This is a genomic window from Methylobacterium sp. E-065 (assembly GCF_022829605.1).
In the GTDB taxonomy this organism is placed as follows: domain Bacteria; phylum Pseudomonadota; class Alphaproteobacteria; order Rhizobiales; family Beijerinckiaceae; genus Methylobacterium.
This window is the reverse complement of the sequence record NZ_JAKSYD010000129.1, coordinates 21,508-37,827: the sequence shown is the minus strand read 5'-3', so window position 1 is coordinate 37,827 and position 16,320 is coordinate 21,508. Positions and strand designations below refer to the sequence as shown.

The following is a 16,320-nucleotide window of genomic DNA, read 5'->3' as shown; positions in this document are numbered from 1 at the left end:
CGCCGCACCGTCGCGCGGGCGAACCGCGATGAGTCGGGCTCATCGCGGTTCGGTCTTAGCCCTGTGCGAAAAAATCCGGATCGGTGCGCGCCAGCATCCGCTTGAACGCGGCCCATTCGTTGTCGGGCGCGCCCTGGACCACGACGCGGTCGTAGCCGGCGGCGTATTGCCCGGCGGTCTTGGCCGCGACGGCGGCGGAGGGCCGGATCACCGGCGCGCCCGCGGCCTGGATCGCGAGCTGTGCCCGGCACGAGCGCTCCATGTTGTGCATCAGCCGGAACGCCTCGCCGACGGTGCGCCCGCAGGTCAGCAGCCCGTGGTTGCGCAACACCATGACGGGCTTGTCGCCGAGATCGGCCACGAGGCGCTGGCGCTCGTCGAGGTCGAGGGCGATGCCCTCATAGGCGTGGTAGGCGACGCGGCCGGCGAACTGCATCGACCACTGATTGAGGGCGAGCAGCCCCTCCTCCTGGCAGGACACCGCGACGCCCGCCACCGTGTGGGTGTGGAGCACGCAGATCGCGTCGTGGCGGGCGGCGTGGATGGCGCTGTGGATCGTGAACCCGGCCGGGTTGATGCCGAGCCCCATCGGATCCTCGATCACCCGCCCGTCGAGATCGACGGTGACGAGGTTTTCGGGCGTCACCTCCTCGAAGCGCATCCCGTAGGGGTTGATGAGGAACCGGTGCCCGCCCCCCGGCAGCCGCGCCGAGATGTGGGTGTAGATGCTGTCGTCGAGCCCCAGCCGGTGGATCAGCCGGTAGGCGGCCGCGAGATCGACCCGCATGGCTCGGATCTCGGCGGCGAGATCGGACTCTTCGTGGTTGTCCGCGACGAGCGAGGGTGAGGCTGCGTTCATGCGACGGCTCCCTGTGGCGCTTGGGATCGCGGGGCGACGCGGGCGGTCCCGGGGTCCCGGGCGGACGGCGCATTGGGCCGAGCCGGGGGACAGCCGTAAGGTGCACTATGGTGGGGCGGTCGGCAATGCGCGGTGTCTCACCCACTCCCTTATCCTGAGGTGCCCGCATCCGCGGGCCTCGAAGGAGCGTTTCAGGGATGGCGCGGCTGGCTGGAGGGCTCCTTCGAAGCCTCCGCTGCGCTCCGGCGCACTCAGGATGAAGGCGCGGGTGCGGCGCAGGACACCCAATCCTTCATCTTGACAAAATTCCTAATTCATGCTCCAAGTCTCTCACCCCGCCGCGACGCGTCGTGAGACGCTTCGGGGCGTCGGTCCGGTCAGCCGCCGGGCCGGCGGCGGTGGGGCGGTGCCCGCGTCTGCCGTCGGCTGCGGCAGCCCCGGGCGCGGGACTCGACAACCCCCGGCTCGGGCTGGGCGGCGGCCGGCGGAGGAAATGCCACGGTCGTTCAGGCCAGAGGCCGACCCTGTCCTGGGCGGTGTGGAGGTCTACGGCGCTCTCCACGACGAGAGGGCGTGCGACGAAGGCTCGCTCGGAAGCCACCGGGGTGCCACAGCGCAACCCAGCGGTCTTAGCGTAGGTTCGAGCCCCCCGCGTGACGGACACCGGATGCAGGATCGGACGCAGGGGTCGAAACCGGCCCAGGCGTCCGCGGGACGCCGGGAAGCCGGCTTTGACAACGTTGTGTTCGGGCTTCGCGGCGTCCCGCGTCACCCCGGTGACAACAGGGTTTGGCCATGCCCCCGGCGGCGCAGCGCGCGGGGCCGCGGAGGTGTGCGTGGACGCGCGTCTCGGATCCCTTGCAAGAGGCAGGATCGGTCCAGAGGTGTCGCCGCGCCAGCCCCCTACCCCGCCAGCACCGCCTCGATCCCGGCGCCGAGTGCCAGCAGGCGGCGGTCCTGCCCGTGGCGGGCGAGCAGCATCAGCCCCGCCGGCCGGGCGAGATCCGGCATCGGCAGGGACAGGCCGGTGAGATCGAAGAAATTGCCGAAGGCCGTGTTGCGCAGCATCAGCCGGTTGGCCGCCAGGAAGGCCGCATCGTCGGCCTCCAGCGGGGCAATGAGCGGCGCCGTCGTGGCGGTCGCCGGCAGCGCCAGCAGGTCGAGGGGCGCGAGCCGCCCGTCGAGGGACGCGATCAGCTCGGCGCGGCGGCGCAACGTCCGGATGTAGCGCGTCGCCGGGGCCGCCCGGCCGGCGAGGATCCGGCGGTGGACCCGCGGGTCGTAGCTTTCGGCTTGCGCGTCGAGCCAGTCGGCGTGGATCGCGGCGGCCTCGATCGCCGCCAGCGACCCGTCCGGCAGCGCTGCATCCATGGCGGCCAGCAGATCGTCGATCGGATGGTCGATCACCCGGGCGCCCGTCGCCGAGAGTCGCGCCAGCGCCCGCTCGAACGCCTCGGCCACCAGCGGCTCGGTCTCGGTGAACAGCAGGCCCCGGGGCACGCCGATCCGCAGGCCCGCGACGGGAAAGGCGTCGAGCGGCGCGGGCTCTTCGCCCGCCATCACGGCGTCGGCGGCGGCGCAGTCGGCCACAGTCCGGGCCAGGGGGCCGAGGGAATCGAGGGCGTAGGAGAGCGGAAAGGCGCCGGCCAGGGGCACCCGCCGGGCGGTCGGCTTGAACCCGACCACGCCGTTCAGGGAGGCCGGGATCCGCACCGAGCCGCCGGTGTCGGAGCCGATCGAGACGTCGCTCGTCCCCTGCCCCACCGAGACCCCGGCCCCGGCGGACGAGCCCCCCGGGATGCGGGCCGGATCGGCGGCGTTGCCGGGGGTGCCGTAATGCGGGTTGAGCCCGAGGCCCGAGAAGGCGAATTCCGACATGTTGGTCTTGGCCAGGATCACCGCCCCGGCCCGGCGCAGGCGGGCGACCACCGGGGCGTCGGACGCGGCCGGGGGCGCCCCCGCGAGTAGGACCGAACCGGCCGTGGTGGTCTCGCCCGCCACGTCGAACAGGTCCTTGATCGACACGATCGCGCCGTCGAGCGGCCCGAGGGACAGCCCGTCCCGGCGGCGGGCATCGGCCGCGTCCGCCGCCGCCCGGGCGGAATCCGGGTAGAGGCGGGTGAACACCGCCGGGTCCCCCGTCCGGATCCGCGCCAGACGCTCCTCGAGGGTGTCGCGTACGCTCATGGTCCTCACCGCGTGTTGTGCCGACCAGAGATCTCAGGGCTCTGCCCTGAGAACCCGCCCAAGGGCTCGCCCTTGGGAAACCCGAACGCCCGGGTCACCTCAGAGCGTGCCCGGATAGGCGCCGCCATCCATCAGCAGGTTCTGGCCGGTGATGAACCCGGCGTGCCGGCTGCACAGGAACGCGCAGGCCGCCCCGAACTCGTCGGGATCGCCGAAGCGGCCGGCGGGATTCTCCCGGGCGCGGGCTTCGAGGAACGCCTCCACGCTGAGGCCGGCCTTGGCGGCGAGCGCCCCGGCGTTGCCGCGGATCCGGTCGGTGTCGAACGGGCCGGGCAGCAGGTTGTTGATCGTCACCCCGTGCCGCACGACCTGCCGGGCGAGGCCCGCCACGAAGCCGGTCAGCCCCCCGCGGGCGCCGTTCGACAGGCCGAGATGCGCGATCGGCGCCTTCACGGACGACGAGGTGATGTTGACGATCCGGCCGAACTTCCGGTCGATCATCCCGTCGACCGTCGCCTTGATGAGCGCGATCGGCGCTAGCATGTTGGCGTCGAGCGCCCGGATCCAGGCATCCCGGTCCCAGTCGCGAAAATCGCCGGGGGGCGGGCCGCCGGCGTTGTTGACCAGGATGTCGGGCTCCGGGCAGGCGGCCAGCGCTGCGGCCCGGCCGGCCTCGGTGGCGATGTCGCCCGCCACGACGGTGACGGTGGCGCCGGTCTCCCGGCGGATCTCGTCGGCGGTCCGCTCCAGAGTCTCCGCGGTCCGGGCGGTGATCGTCACCGCGACGCCCTCCCGGGCGAGCGCCAGGGCGCAGCCCCGGCCCAGCCCCCTGCTCGCCGCGCAGACGAGCGCCCGGCGCCCGCTCAAGCCGAGATCCATCGTGAAGCCTCCCCGAGTCGGCCCCCCGCCCAGGGGCATCCCGTGGGTCATAGCGCAGGGCCGGGTGCCCCCGAAAGCCGCAGACCACCTTTCGGGATGACGCGCGTGCTCAGGCGCAGGCCCGGAAGCCGGATCGCTCGGCCTCCTGGCGGGCGAGGCTGAGGACGCGGCGGCGCGCCTGGCCATCCTCGATCGCCAGCCAGTGGCGCACCAGGGCCAGGAGCTCGCTGGCATCCGCGTCCAGGGATTCCGCGCCCGGGGATTCGGTGTTCGCGACCGCATCGGTGAAGAAGGTCTCGACCGGCCGATCGAGTTCGCGGGCGAGCCGCTCGAGCGTGGCGCTCCGGCGCCCCAAGCGATGGGCCGCGGCGGGTTTCCGCGCGTGTCCGGCGGGCAGCGGCTGAGCCGGAGCCACAAGCGTGAACTGGGTCATGCCTCAAAACCAGTCGCGCCCCCGGAGGGTTTCGCCCCCACGCGGCGGGGTGGCGGCAGGGTAAACATGGCCTTAACGGCGCCGGCCGCCCTCACCAGGTCCGGGGATCGCGGGGGCGGGACAGGTCGGGCAGCGTCTCCCGCTCCGGCGCCACCCATCCGGCCCAGAGCAGGGCCACCACCCCCGTGAGGAGCGGAAGCGCCGTACTGAGGACGATGCTGAGCGTCACGGCGATCCTGCCAGCGGAGTGCGAACCGATCCGGCCACCCTGCCCCGGCGGGCGTATGCGCGGGCTTAAGGCGATCGATCGCATTGCGGAGACCGGGGGCCGCGGGACGCGGGACGACCCCGCCCGGCGGCGGTCCACCCCGCGATCCGGGTGGGCGGCTTCATCAGCATGTTACAGAGTCGTATTACCGGCGACCCTCGCGGCTGGCGCGAGGAGGGCTCGGATGACGGCGCGTTACTGCATCGATCCGCTCGACCCGTATGCCGAGGCGCAGGTGCTCGTCACCTACCGGGAGGGCCGGCCGCTCCCCGCGCTCACGTCGGTCCTCGACGGTCAGGGCCGCAACCTGCTGCCGGACCTGTCCGAGGCCTGCATCCGGATCCTGCAGCTCGAGATCGCGGTGTATTACGGCCCCGGCGATCCCTTCGCCTGGACGCGGCACGCGGTCGACGTCGCGGCCGCTCCGGCGCTCGCCTAGGACCCCGGCCGAATCAGGCCAGGGCCGGTTCCTGGGTCAGGGCGCCGAACTCGCTGACCATGCATTCGTGCATGCGCCGCAGCCACGCCCGCGCCTCGGCGGTCTGGGCCTCCGCCCGCTCGATCCGCTCGGCCGCCGCGCGGACCTGAGCCTCGGCGCGCTCCGCCCGGGCCACAGCCTCGCGCAGCAGGGATTCGGCATGGAGCGCCCGATCCTCGGCGGCACGCGCGGCCGCCTCCGCTTCCCGCACCGAGCGCTGGGCTTCTCGCATCGAATCCCGCGCATTCGTCTGAAGGTTGCGCACCCGGGTCGCGAGGCCGCGCACGGCCGTCAGGGAGGCCGACCAGTCGTCGGGCTCCGGGGCCGGTGCCGCGGCTGGGCCGGAGAACAAAGCCACGACCCGGTCGATCGGATCGCTCCGGCCGTCAGCGGCTCCGAAGGCGGCCGGGGCGCGCGCCGCGAACGCCGCGCCGCTCATGCCGCGGCCTGGTCGGTCATGTCGGAGAATTCGGACAGGATCGCTTCCTGGACGCGCCCGAGCCATTCCTCGGCGTGCCGGGCGCGCTCCTCGGCGGCGCGGGCACGGGCCTCGGCCGCCTTGGCACGCTCCTCGGCGGCGATGACCTGGGCCTCGGCGCGCACCTGGACGTCGCGAGCCTGCATCTCCGCGATGCGGGCCCGCTCGTTGGAGGCGTTGATGTCCTCCCGGACCCGCTCCAGCACGTGCTCGATGCGCTCCTCCCGCTCCCGGGCCTGCGCCTCGACCACGCGCGCCTGTCGGGCTGCGGCCTGGACCCTGTGGATCAGCCCGTCCCATTCCTGCAGCGCCGGATCCGGCGTCGGGAGTTCGACCGGATCCTGCATCGACGAGACGACCCGCAGGACGCTGCCGAGTCCGGCTTCGGCCGCGGCGCCGAGTTCCTGCTTGAGTCTCTCCGCGGGCCGGAAGCGCGGGTCGTTCAGAAGCCTCTGCAGCTCGCTCACGGACCTTCTGCTCCCTATCGGCCGGATCTGATCCAACTAAACTGGTAAAAATGGTTAACGAAGGGTTAAAACAGGGGCGATCCGACGCGAATGTTGGCGCGTTCGTGAGCCTGTGCAGGGTTTCCGCACGACGCCGCGCGCTCAGCCCTGGCAATGTGCATCAGCGGCAGAACGGGGATCATGATTTCGAGGGCGACCGGCGGGACGACGATCTCCGGGCGCAGGCAGCGGTCGGCGTGGGTCGGGCCGGTCAGCGCGGTGACCGCCCCGGAGCCCGTCAGCGCCACCGCTCCTTCATGCAGGCGAGGACATAGACGGTGCGCATGCAGCGCTCCTTGTCGTCCTGCGAATGGGCGTTGCCCATGCAGGCATCCATCCCGGTCGTCAGCAGCAGGCGATCGATGTCGTTCTTGGATTCGCAGGTGAAGATCGGCTGGAAGCCCTCGAACCGGCTGACCTGCCAGAAGATCGCAACGAACAGCAGCAGGCAGAAGGCGCAGACGAGCAATCGGCTGTCGTAGAACCAGTGCCTGCGCTCGTCGGTCATGACGGCCCTACGAACCTTCGGCTGCGGCTCGCTGAACCCGTGTCAGGCTCGCCGAGCCTGGGACCAAGGCGCCGCGGCCGGATCGACCGTCTGGCGAATGGTGGAGACGACAGGGATCGAACCTGTGACCTTTCCCATGTCAAGGGAATGCACTACCGCTGTGCTACGTCTCCTGATCGACCGCGATCAGGTTCATCGAACCTGGAAGCCATCGAGAAAGCCCGGACTTCTCGGCTGCTCATGAGGAGTGCCGACACCCCTGTCAAGGGAGTGCCCTCCCGCTGAGCGATGCGCCCGGGCCGGAGCCGTGTGGGCTCCGGTGGGCGGGGCCTATAGCCCCTGCCCGGCCGGGGCGCAAGCGGAACCTGTCTTTTGGAAGACGCTGCTGGAAGACGCCGCGCATGGCCGGTCCGTGCGAGGTGCACGGGTTCGGCAAAATGCGCTATGCCCCTGCCGCCCGGCATCCGGCCGCGCCGCAGGGCGCCGGCCCGCCGCCTCATGCTTCGAGACATGCGCTGCATCTTCGACCACGATCAGGGTGATTCGACCCACGAACTCGGATCCGCGGGGGGCGGGATCGTCGCTGCGGCCGACGAGAGTCAGCGCTGATGGCCTCCGCATCGGGCTCCGAGATGCCCGCCTCCCGTCTGCCGCCCGCGCAGGTCACCGGATTCGGGCGTAAGCCCCGTCCCCTGTCGGCGCGGGTGACGGCGGACGGCTTGCGCGTGGCGCTGCCGGGGCTCGCGGGACGCTGGGTCGAGATCATCCTGGCGAACGATCCGGCCGAGGGCCGCGACACCGTCCCGGATATCAGCTTCGTCGGTGCTGACGGGCGCCCGGGCTCGCTCTTGCCGCAGGAGGCGCGGGGCGGGGGCGCCTTCGCGTGGATCGGCCGCCTGCCCGAGGACGTCGTCGAACTCCGCGTCGCCGACCCGTCCGGACGGGTGCCGGCCCGGCTGCGCCGGATCGCCCTGCGCCGCCTCGTCCGGCCGATCCTGGCCGGGCGCGGCCTCCTGCGCGAGCCGGCCCTGACCGCGCAGGCCCTCTATTGGCGCGTCCTCGGCAAGAAGGTCCGGGCCCGGGGCTTCCTCGGCCGCGCCCTGCGCCACCGGCGGGTGACGGGCTACGAGGCGTGGCTCGGCACCCACACCCTGCGCCGGCCCGAGCGGGACGGGATCGCCGCCGAGATCGCCGCCTGGGCCGATCCGCCGCTGATCTCCGTGCTGATGCCGGTCCACGATCCCGACCCGAAGGTGCTCAGGGCCGCCCTCGCCTCGCTCGACGCGCAGCTCTATCCCCACTGGGAACTCTGCGTCGTCGACGATGCCTCGACGCGCCCCGCGATCCCGAAGATTCTCACCCAGGCGGCCGAGGCCGATCCGCGCATCCGCGTCCTGACCCGGCTTGAGAACGGCCACATCGCCCGGGCGACCAACGATGCACTGGGCCTCGCCCGGGGCGCGGTCTGCGCCTTCATGGACCACGACGACGTGCTCACCGTGGACGCGTTCTACGAGGTCGCCCGGGCGCTGCGTCAAGACCCGGACCTCGTGCTGATCTACAGCGACGAGGACAAGATCGATGGGCGCGGCCGCCGCTTCGACCCGCATTTCAAGGCGGGCTTCGACCGCGAGCTGCTCTACGCGCAGAACTACATCAACCATCTCACGGTGGTGCGGACCGAAGCCTTGCGCGCCGTCGGCGGCCTGCGCCCCGGCTTCGAGGGCAGCCAGGACCACGACCTGCTGCTCCGGCTGACCGACGGCCTCGACCCCGCCCGCATCCGCCACATCCCACGGGTGCTCTACCATTGGCGCGCCGCGCAAGGCTCCGGCACCTTCTCGGACCGGTCGCTCGCCCGGGCCGAGGCCGCGCGCCTGCGCGCCCTGGAGGAGGTCGTGGCCCCATGGGGCGGGCGGGCGGAGCCCGGCCCCAACGGCTTCAACCGCCTGATCCGGCCCCTGCCGGCGCCGCCGCCCCGGGTCTCGGCGATCATCCCGACCCGCGACCGCGCCGAGATCCTGTCGGTGACCCTCGACGGATTGCTGACCGCGACCGATTACCCCGATATCGAGGTGATCATCCTCGACAACGATAGCCGCGAGCCCGAGACCGCTGCCCTGTTCGCCCGCTACCGCGACGATCCGCGGGTGCGCGTCGTACCGGTGCCGGGGGCGTTCAATTTCTCCGATCTCTCCAACCGGGGTGCGGCGGCCGCCACCGGGCCGGTGCTGCTGTTCCTCAACAACGACATCGAGGTGCTGGAGCCGGACTGGCTCACCGAGATGGTCCGCCACGCGGTCCGGCCGGAGATCGGCGCGGTCGGGGCGAAGCTCCTCTATCCGGACCGGACCATCCAGCACGGCGGCATCGTGCTGGGGATCGGGGGCGTGGCCGGCCACAGCCATCTCGGCGTGCCGGACGCGGATCCGGGCTACTTCTGCCGCATGGTGATCGCCCACGAGGTCTCGGCCGTGACGGGCGCCTGCCTCGCCATGCGGGCCGACGTGTTCAGGCAGGTCGGCGGCTTCGACGCGGTCGCCCTGAAGGTCGCCTTCAACGACGTCGACCTCTGCCTGAAGATCCGCCGGGCCGGCTACCGGATCGTCTGGACGCCCTTCGCCCGTTTGATTCACCACGAGTCGAAGAGCCGCGGGGCCGAGGACACGCCCGAGAAGCAGAAGCGGTTCGAGGGCGAGGTGCTCACCATGCTCGACCGCTGGGGCCCGGAGCTGCGCGCCGACCCGTATTACAACATCAACCTGTCACGGAATTCCGCGCACTACCGCGTCTGAGCGGCCGCCCCGGCTCGGTGGGCGTGGACGGTGCCATGCATGCGTCAGTGGGTGAACTTGCGTCCGAAGCCGGTTGCGATACCTCTGGACATGCCGCAAGAGGCGGTTCCGGCCATGGCGCTCAAACGAGCGCGCGGCGAGGGTGACAATCAGAGATGAGTGCGAATTCCCCGACGGTCACGGGCCTCGAGCGCGACGCCCAGCAGGCAATGGGTGACCACAAGGTCCACCCGAACGAGATCGCCATCGGCGTGGTGATCGGCCGCGCGTCGGAATACTTCGACTTCTTCGTGTTCGGCATCGCCTGCGTGCTGGTCTTCCCGAAGGTGTTCTTCCCCTTCGTCGATCCGCTCAAGGGCACGCTCTACGCCTTCGCGATCTTCGCCCTCGCCTTCATCGCCCGCCCGATCGGCACCGTGCTGTTTATGGCGATCGACCGGCGCCACGGCCGCAGCGTGAAGCTGACCACGGCCCTGTTCCTGCTCGGCGGCTCGACGGCCGCGGTGAGCTTCCTGCCGCGCTACGACAGCATCGGGATCTCGGCGGTCTACATCCTCGCCGGTCTGCGGATCCTGCAGGGTCTCGCGCTGGGCGGCGCCTGGGACGGGCTGGCCTCGCTGCTCGCCATGAACGCGCCGCGCGAGCGCCGCGGCTGGTACGCGATGATCCCGCAGCTCGGCGCGCCGCTCGGCTTCATGGTGGCGAGCGCCCTGTTCGCGTTCTTCCTGGTCAACCTCGACGAGGCCGACTTCATCGACTGGGGCTGGCGCTTCCCGTTCTACTGCGCCTTCACGATCAACGTGGTCGCCCTGTTCGCCCGGCTGCGCCTCGTCGCCACCGACGAATTCGCTCGGATGATGGACCTCGACCGGCTGCGCCCGGTCCCGGCGCTGGAGCTGTTCCGGCACCATGCGGGCGACGTGGTCCGCGGCGCCTTCGTACCGCTGGCCGCCTTCGCGCTGTTCCACCTCGTGACGATCTTCCCGATCGCGTGGCTGGCGCTGATGAACACCAATACCCGCTCGCCGGGCGAGTTCCTGATCGTGCAGTTCTCCGGGGCCATCGTGTGCGCCGGCGCGGTCGCCGCCTCCGGGTTGATCGCGGACCAGATCGGCCGCCGCAACAGCCTGATCATGAGCAGCTCGCTGATCGGCTTCTTCGCCCTCGGCAGCATCATCGCGCCGCTCCTGTTCGGTGAGAGCGCGATTGGCCAGACGATCTACGTCACGATCGGCTTCATGCTGCTCGGCCTGGCCTATGGCCAGACCGCGGGTGCGGTGAGCGCCCGCCTCGGCAACCACTACCGCTACACCGGTGCCGCGCTGACCTCGGACTTCGCGTGGCTGCTCGGGGCGGGCTTCGCCCCGCTCGTGGCGCTGTTCCTGTCGCAGCGCTACGGGCTGGCGATGATCGGGGTCTACCTCCTCTCGGGGGCGGTCTGCAGCCTCGTGGCGCTGTTCTTCGATCGCTCGGAAATGCGCCAGATGTAGCCGGTCCGGCCCCGCGGCTCCGGTCGCGCGGCCCCCGACGGCTGACAGGAATGCCGCTTCGCGCGGTACGGCAGGAGCGCCGCGCGAGCGGCATATCGGACGCGCCGCGTGAGCGGCTTGGCAGAAGCGCCGCGCAAGCGGCATGGGATGACGAGACGCGTGCTGTGACCTCTACGACCCATCGAGCGGACAGGATCGACATCGTGCGAGCCCGGATCGGCCGTGGGCGGCGCCTCCTGCCGCTCCTTGCCCTACCTCTCCTGACCCTTCTGGGCGGCTGCAACATGGTCGTCCTGCACCCGGCCGGCTACGTGGCCGAGCAGCAGCGCAACCTCGTGCTGGCCGCAACCGGGCTGATGCTCTTGATCATCGTACCGGTGATCGCCTTCACGCTGATCTTCGCGTGGCGCTACCGCGCCACCAACGAGGACGCGGTCTACGATCCGGAATGGCACCACTCGACCCAGCTCGAGGTGCTGATCTGGACGGCGCCGCTGATGATCATCATCGCGCTGGGCGCGCTCACCTGGATCGGGACCCACACCCTCGATCCGTTCCGGCCGCTGAGCAAGCTCGACGCCAAGCGCGACGTCCCGGCGGGCACCCAGCCGCTGGAGATCGAGGCGGTGGCGATGGATTGGAAGTGGCTGTTCCTCTACCCGCAATACGGGATCGCCACGGTCAACGAAGTCGCGGCGCCGGTCGATCGGCCGATCCGCTTCAAGATCACCGCCACCGACGTGATGAACACGTTCTACGTGCCGACGCTCGCCGGCATGGTCTACGCGATGCCGGGGATGCAGACCCAGCTCCACGCGGTGATCAACCGCGAGGGCGCCTGGGAGGGCCGCTCGGCCCATTACAGCGGCGCCGGCTTCTCCAACATGTTCTTCAAGTTCCACGGCAAGACCAACGACGGCTTCGACCAGTGGGTCGCGCAGACCAAGGCCAAGGGCGGCGAGCTGACCCAGGAAGCCTACCTGAAGCTGGAGGAGCCGAGCGAGGCCGAGCCGGCGCGCTACTACAAGTCCTACATGAAGGGCCTCTACGACCGGATCATCGGCATGTGCCCCCGGCCCGACCAGATGTGCGTCGGCGAGATGACCAAGATCGACGCCAGGGGTGGCGCGTCCGGCGAGGAGGCCGAGGCCAACTACAAGCGGCTGCAATACGACAACCGCTTGGCCGAGCGCGGTGTTGAGGCGCCGGGCGCGACGGCGCCGGCCTCCGAGACCGGCCCGCACGGCCAGACGCAGCCCCAGGGCATGAAGCCGCGGCCCGACATGGGCAACCCCGATGTCCGGGGTCAGAAGGGGCCCGACAGCCAGGGCAAGGGCTCCGGCGAGGGCCAGAGCGAGGGCGGACAGATCGCCCCCAAGCAGCTCAACCAATGATTCGACTGAACCCGTGATGCAACCCGAACCGAAGATGCCGCTCCCGTCGCGAGCGGACCCCACACACGAGACCGGCGGTCGCCGTCGAACCCACTGAACGGGCCGATCCCATGTTCGCAAACCTCGATCTACAGCAACTGCTCTTCGGACGATTCACGATCGAGCAGATCCCCTATCACGAGCCGATTCTGCAGGCGACGTTCGCGGGCGTCGCCGTGGTCGGCCTCGCCGTGCTCGGCGTCATCACCTACTACCGCTTCTGGGGTCCGATGTGGCGTGACTGGATCACGTCGATCGACCACAAGAAGATCGGCATCATGTACTGCATCTTCGCGGCCGTGATGCTGCTGCGCGGCTTCGCCGACGCGATGCTGATGCGCTCGCAGCAGGCGGTGGCGTTCGGTGACGAGCAGGGCTTCCTGCCGCCGCACCATTACGACCAGATCTTCACCGCCCACGGCATGATCATGATCTTTTTCGTGGCGATGCCGTTCGTCACCGGGATGATGAACTTCGCCGTGCCGCTGCAGATCGGCGCCCGCGACGTCGCCTTTCCGTTCCTCAACAACTTCAGCTTCTGGATGACGGTCGCCGGCGGCATGGTGGTGATGGTGTCGCTGTTCGTGGGCGAGTTCTCCCGCGCCACGTGGCTCGCCTATCCGCCCCTCTCCGGGGCGGCGATGAGCCCCGGCGTCGGCGTCGACTACTACATCTGGGCGCTGCAGATCGCCGGTATCGGGACCTTGCTGTCGGGCATCAACCTGATCGCCACCATCGTGAAGATGCGGGCGCCCGGCATGACCATGATGAAGCTGCCGATCTTCGTCTGGTCGTCGCTGTGCACCAACATCCTGATCGTGGCCGCCTTCCCGATCCTCACGGCCGTTCTCGCGATGCTGTCGCTCGACCGCTACGTCGGCACGCATTTCTTCACGAACGACCTCGGCGGCAACGCCATGCTGTACTTCAACCTGATCTGGATCTGGGGTCACCCGGAGGTCTACATCCTGATCCTGCCGGCCTTCGGGATCTTCTCGGAGATCACCTCGACCTTCTGCGGCAAGCGCTTGTTCGGCTACACCTCGATGGTCTACGCGCTGGTGGTGATCACCATCCTCGCCTACCTCGTGTGGCTGCACCACTTCTTCACGATGGGCTCGGGCGCGGACGTGAACTCGTTCTTCGGGATCACGACCATGATCATCTCGATCCCGACCGGGGCGAAGATCTTCAACTGGATGTTCACGATGTACCGCGGCCGGATCCGGTTCGAGGTGCCGATGCTCTGGGTGGTGGCGTTCATCGTCACCTTCGTGATCGGCGGCATGACCGGCGTGCTGCTGGCGGTGCCCCCGGCCGACTTCGTGCTGCACAACTCGCTGTTCCTGATCGCGCACTTCCACAACGTGATCATCGGCGGCGTGCTGTTCGGGATGTTCGCCGGCGTGACCTTCTGGTTCCCCAAGGCCTTCGGGTTCAAGCTCGACGAGTTCTGGGGCAAGGTCGCCCTCGTGTTCTGGGTGACCGGGTTCTACGTCGCCTTCATGCCGCTCTACGTGCTCGGCCTGATGGGTGTGACCCGGCGCATGCAGCACTTCGACGACCCGTCGCTGCAGATCTGGTTCGTGATCGCCGCCATCGGCGCGGTGCTGATTGCCTGCGGTATCGCCTCGCAGGTCGTGATGTTCGTGGTGTCGATCCGCAACCGCGACAAGCTGCGGGACCTGACGGGCGATCCGTGGGGTGGCCGGACGCTCGAATGGTCCACCTCCTCGCCGCCGCCGGACTACAACTTCGCGTTCACGCCTGTCGTCCACGATTCGGACGCGTGGTGGGACATGAAGAACCGCGGCTTCGCCCGCCCGATGACGGGCTACAAGCCGATCCACATGCCGAAGAACACCGCGGCCGGGGCAATCCTGGCGGGCCTGAACTTCGTCTTCGGCATCGCGATGATCTGGTACGTCTGGTGGCTGGCGGCGCTCAGCTTCGTGGCGATCTTCGTCGTCGCGATCGCCCACTCCTTCAATTACAACCGCGACTACTACATCCCCGCCGACACCGTCAGCCGGACGGAAGGTCAGCGGACGCGTGAGCTGGAGATGGCGTGATCCCATGATGCACGCGGAGACTGCACCCCCCGGCGCCGCGGCGCCGGTGTTCTACCAGACCGACGAGGAGGGCCATCATTCCGAGGGCTCGACCATGCTCGGTTTCTGGCTCTACCTGATGAGCGACTGCCTCATCTTCGCGACCCTGTTCGCGACCTACGGGGTGCTCGGGCGCAGCTATGCGGCCGGCCCCACTCCGAAGGAGCTGTTCGACCTGCCGGGCATCGCGGTGAACACCGCCATGCTGCTGTTCTCGTCCATCACCTACGGCTTCGCCATGCTGGAGATGGATCGGGACCGGGTGAAGCAGACGCAGATCTGGCTCGCCGTCACCGGCCTGTTCGGCGCAGCCTTCGTGGCGCTGGAGATCCGGGAATTCGTCCACCTGTTCCACGAGGGCGCACCGCCCTGGCGCAGCGCGTTCCTGTCGTCGTTCTACACCCTGGTGTCGACCCACGGCCTGCACGTCTCCATGGGCATCCTGTGGCTGATCGTGCTGATGGTGCAGGTCGGCAAGCGCGGCCTGATCGTCGAGAACAAGCGCCGGCTGATGTGCCTGTCGATGTTCTGGCACTTCCTTGACCTGATCTGGATCGGCGTCTTCACCGTCGTCTACCTGATGGGAGTGCTCGAATGAGTGCCGACGCACGCCACCTCACCGGTCACGGTCAGGACACGCACGATTCGCACGCCCACAGCTCGGGCGGGCACGGTACCGTCCAAAGCTACATGACCGGTTTCGTCCTGTCGGTGATCCTGACGGTGATCCCGTTCTGGCTGGTGATGGGCAACGTGCTCGACAACAGCCTCGTCACCACCCTGGTGATCCTGGCGCTGGGCGGCGTCCAGATGGTCGTGCACATCGTCTACTTCCTGCACATGAACACGAAGTCGGAGGGCGGCTGGACCTTCCTGGCGCTGATCTTCACCATCATGGTGGTGGTGATCATGCTCGCTGGCTCGGTGTGGGTGATGTACCACCTCAATCACAACATGATGCCGATGGACGCCCACGACGTCATGAACAACGCCCGCTGAGCGGGCGCGCGACAGTGGACCCGTCGGGGTCGGCGGGGGGCTCCGGTGGGGACCCCTCCCCGGCCCCGTTGTCGTTGGGGCGACGCATCGTGTTCGGGGCCGCCGCGGCGTTCGTGTTCGTGGTGCTTGTCGGCCTCGGCACCTGGCAGGTTCAGCGCCGGGCCTGGAAGCTCGACCTGATCGCCCGGGTGGATGCCCGCGTCCACGCGCCGGCCGTACCCGCCCCAGGCCCCGCCGCTTGGCCGCAGATCGGCCCCGACGACGCCTACCGCCACGTCACGGTTTCGGGCACCTTCCTGCACGATCGCGAGACCCTGGTTCAGGCGGTGACCGAGCGTGGCGGCGGCTTCTGGGTGCTGACGCCGCTGCGCCGCTCCGACGGCAGCCTCGTGCTGATCAATCGCGGCTTCGTGCCCGGCGACCGCCGGGATCCGGCGACCCGGGCGGCCGGCCAGGTGGCGGGCGAGACCGCGGTGACCGGTCTTTTGCGGCTGACCGAGCCGAAGGGCGCGTTCCTGCGTTCCAACGATCCGAAGGACGACCGCTGGTATTCCCGCGACGTGGCGATGATCGCGGCGGCCCGGCGGCTCTCCGATGTCGCCCCCTACTTCGTGGATGCCGACGCGACGCCCAATCCCGGCGGCCTGCCGGTGGGCGGGCTGACGGTGATCGCCTTCCCTAACAGCCACTTGGTCTACGCGCTCACGTGGTATGGGATGGCGCTGATGCTGGCGGGGGCGATGGTCTACCTGCTGCGGAGCGGGCGCAGGAACAACCGGGTTTCCAAAGGGCGCGAGTCCTTTGGCGGGTGATCAGGGCGGAGCCCTGATGTCTGTGGCGCTGCGTGCCGCCGCAAAAGGTCGAGACTTTTCGAATCCAGACGAGAGGCAGGGCGC

General features: G+C 69.6%; 17 protein-coding genes and 1 tRNA gene. 8 read left to right on the top strand and 10 right to left on the bottom strand.

All coding sequences use genetic code 11. The annotated features are described in order from the left end of the window. Positions 1-55 precede the first annotated feature (55 nt). The 5 genes from MKK84_RS18545 to MKK84_RS18525 all read right to left on the bottom strand — a co-directional run bounded on the left by MKK84_RS18545 (position 56) and on the right by MKK84_RS18525 (position 4,587). Complete coding sequence (locus MKK84_RS18545; protein WP_243922287.1) at positions 56-859, bottom strand: class II aldolase/adducin family protein; 804 nt, start codon at positions 857-859, stop codon at positions 56-58. 903 nt (positions 860-1,762) lie between these two features. Then, positions 1,763-3,046: an amidase gene (locus MKK84_RS18540; RefSeq protein WP_243922285.1), complete on the bottom strand. Its 1,284-nt coding sequence runs from the start codon at positions 3,044-3,046 to the stop codon at positions 1,763-1,765. A gap of 99 nt (positions 3,047-3,145) precedes the next feature. Continuing rightward, complete coding sequence (locus MKK84_RS18535) at positions 3,146-3,925, bottom strand: SDR family oxidoreductase (RefSeq protein ID WP_243922283.1); 780 nt, start codon at positions 3,923-3,925, stop codon at positions 3,146-3,148. Between the two features lie 109 nt (positions 3,926-4,034). Beyond that, positions 4,035-4,358 (bottom strand): hypothetical protein, encoded by a 324-nt coding sequence (locus MKK84_RS18530; protein WP_243922281.1) that lies wholly within the window; start codon positions 4,356-4,358, stop codon positions 4,035-4,037. 91 nt (positions 4,359-4,449) lie between these two features. Next, positions 4,450-4,587: a hypothetical protein gene (locus MKK84_RS18525; protein ID WP_243922279.1), complete on the bottom strand. Its 138-nt coding sequence runs from the start codon at positions 4,585-4,587 to the stop codon at positions 4,450-4,452. A gap of 223 nt (positions 4,588-4,810) precedes the next feature. Here MKK84_RS18525 and MKK84_RS18520 point away from each other — a divergent pair, with 223 nt between their 5' ends. After that, entirely contained in the window at positions 4,811-5,065 is a 255-nt protein-coding gene (locus MKK84_RS18520) for a hypothetical protein (protein WP_243922277.1), read from the top strand. 13 nt (positions 5,066-5,078) lie between these two features. On the opposite strand, the gene MKK84_RS18515 is transcribed toward MKK84_RS18520, so the two are convergent. The 5 genes from MKK84_RS18515 to MKK84_RS18495 all read right to left on the bottom strand — a co-directional run bounded on the left by MKK84_RS18515 (position 5,079) and on the right by MKK84_RS18495 (position 6,769). Further along, positions 5,079-5,543 (bottom strand): hypothetical protein, encoded by a 465-nt coding sequence (locus tag MKK84_RS18515; protein WP_243922275.1) that lies wholly within the window; start codon positions 5,541-5,543, stop codon positions 5,079-5,081. Next, entirely contained in the window at positions 5,540-6,049 is a 510-nt protein-coding gene (locus MKK84_RS18510; protein WP_243922273.1) for a hypothetical protein, read from the bottom strand. Before MKK84_RS18510 ends, MKK84_RS18515 begins: the two co-directional genes overlap by 4 nt. Before the next feature lie 65 nt (positions 6,050-6,114). Beyond that, positions 6,115-6,336, bottom strand: coding sequence for a hypothetical protein (locus MKK84_RS18505; protein WP_243922271.1), 222 nt, complete (start codon positions 6,334-6,336; stop codon positions 6,115-6,117). Further along, on the bottom strand, positions 6,327-6,596 hold the full coding sequence (locus tag MKK84_RS18500; RefSeq protein WP_243922269.1) for a hypothetical protein: 270 nt from the start codon (positions 6,594-6,596) through the stop codon (positions 6,327-6,329). The genes MKK84_RS18505 and MKK84_RS18500 overlap by 10 nt, the downstream gene beginning before the upstream one ends. Before the next feature lie 98 nt (positions 6,597-6,694). Further along, positions 6,695-6,769 (bottom strand) — tRNA-Val (locus MKK84_RS18495). A 435-nt stretch (positions 6,770-7,204) separates the two neighbouring features. On the opposite strand from MKK84_RS18495, the gene MKK84_RS18490 reads away from it, so the two are divergent. From MKK84_RS18490 to MKK84_RS18460, 7 genes are all read left to right on the top strand, one after another. Further along, a complete protein-coding gene (locus MKK84_RS18490; RefSeq protein ID WP_243922267.1) occupies positions 7,205-9,391 on the top strand; it encodes a glycosyltransferase family 2 protein in 2,187 nt (728 codons plus the stop codon). Positions 9,392-9,546: 155 nt separating this feature from the next. Then, complete coding sequence (locus MKK84_RS18485) at positions 9,547-10,881, top strand: MFS transporter (RefSeq protein WP_243922265.1); 1,335 nt, start codon at positions 9,547-9,549, stop codon at positions 10,879-10,881. A gap of 203 nt (positions 10,882-11,084) precedes the next feature. Beyond that, complete coding sequence (gene cyoA / locus MKK84_RS18480) at positions 11,085-12,275, top strand: ubiquinol oxidase subunit II (RefSeq protein WP_243922263.1); 1,191 nt, start codon at positions 11,085-11,087, stop codon at positions 12,273-12,275. 110 nt (positions 12,276-12,385) lie between these two features. Then, on the top strand, positions 12,386-14,386 hold the full coding sequence (gene cyoB, locus MKK84_RS18475) for a cytochrome o ubiquinol oxidase subunit I (RefSeq protein WP_243922260.1): 2,001 nt from the start codon (positions 12,386-12,388) through the stop codon (positions 14,384-14,386). A 4-nt stretch (positions 14,387-14,390) separates the two neighbouring features. Beyond that, positions 14,391-15,023: a cytochrome o ubiquinol oxidase subunit III gene (gene cyoC / locus MKK84_RS18470; protein ID WP_243922258.1), complete on the top strand. Its 633-nt coding sequence runs from the start codon at positions 14,391-14,393 to the stop codon at positions 15,021-15,023. Beyond that, the gene (gene cyoD, locus MKK84_RS18465) at positions 15,020-15,424 is read left to right on the top strand and encodes a cytochrome o ubiquinol oxidase subunit IV (protein ID WP_243922256.1); all 405 of its coding nucleotides are present in this window, start codon (positions 15,020-15,022) and stop codon (positions 15,422-15,424) included. The genes cyoC and cyoD overlap by 4 nt, the downstream gene beginning before the upstream one ends. Positions 15,425-15,498: 74 nt before the next feature. Continuing rightward, a complete protein-coding gene (locus MKK84_RS18460; protein WP_243922254.1) occupies positions 15,499-16,236 on the top strand; it encodes an SURF1 family protein in 738 nt (245 codons plus the stop codon). Positions 16,237-16,320: the final 84 nt, after the last annotated feature.

Excerpts from the sequence above, each read along its gene's own strand:
- MKK84_RS18490 (WP_243922267.1), top strand. The coding sequence starts at position 7,205 with ATGGCCTCCGCATCGGGCTCCGAGATGCCCGCCTCCCGTCTGCCGCCC.
- MKK84_RS18520 (WP_243922277.1), top strand. The coding sequence starts at position 4,811 with ATGACGGCGCGTTACTGCATCGATCCGCTCGACCCGTATGCCGAGGCG.
- MKK84_RS18500 (WP_243922269.1), bottom strand. The coding sequence starts at position 6,596 with ATGACCGACGAGCGCAGGCACTGGTTCTACGACAGCCGATTGCTCGTC.
- MKK84_RS18515 (WP_243922275.1), bottom strand. The coding sequence starts at position 5,543 with ATGAGCGGCGCGGCGTTCGCGGCGCGCGCCCCGGCCGCCTTCGGAGCC.
- MKK84_RS18530 (WP_243922281.1), bottom strand. The coding sequence starts at position 4,358 with ATGACCCAGTTCACGCTTGTGGCTCCGGCTCAGCCGCTGCCCGCCGGA.
- MKK84_RS18485 (WP_243922265.1), top strand. The coding sequence starts at position 9,547 with ATGAGTGCGAATTCCCCGACGGTCACGGGCCTCGAGCGCGACGCCCAG.
- MKK84_RS18545 (WP_243922287.1), bottom strand. The coding sequence starts at position 859 with ATGAACGCAGCCTCACCCTCGCTCGTCGCGGACAACCACGAAGAGTCC.
- cyoB (WP_243922260.1), top strand. The coding sequence starts at position 12,386 with ATGTTCGCAAACCTCGATCTACAGCAACTGCTCTTCGGACGATTCACG.
- cyoD (WP_243922256.1), top strand. The coding sequence starts at position 15,020 with ATGAGTGCCGACGCACGCCACCTCACCGGTCACGGTCAGGACACGCAC.
- MKK84_RS18540 (WP_243922285.1), bottom strand. The coding sequence starts at position 3,046 with ATGAGCGTACGCGACACCCTCGAGGAGCGTCTGGCGCGGATCCGGACG.
- MKK84_RS18535 (WP_243922283.1), bottom strand. The coding sequence starts at position 3,925 with ATGGATCTCGGCTTGAGCGGGCGCCGGGCGCTCGTCTGCGCGGCGAGC.
- cyoC (WP_243922258.1), top strand. The coding sequence starts at position 14,391 with ATGATGCACGCGGAGACTGCACCCCCCGGCGCCGCGGCGCCGGTGTTC.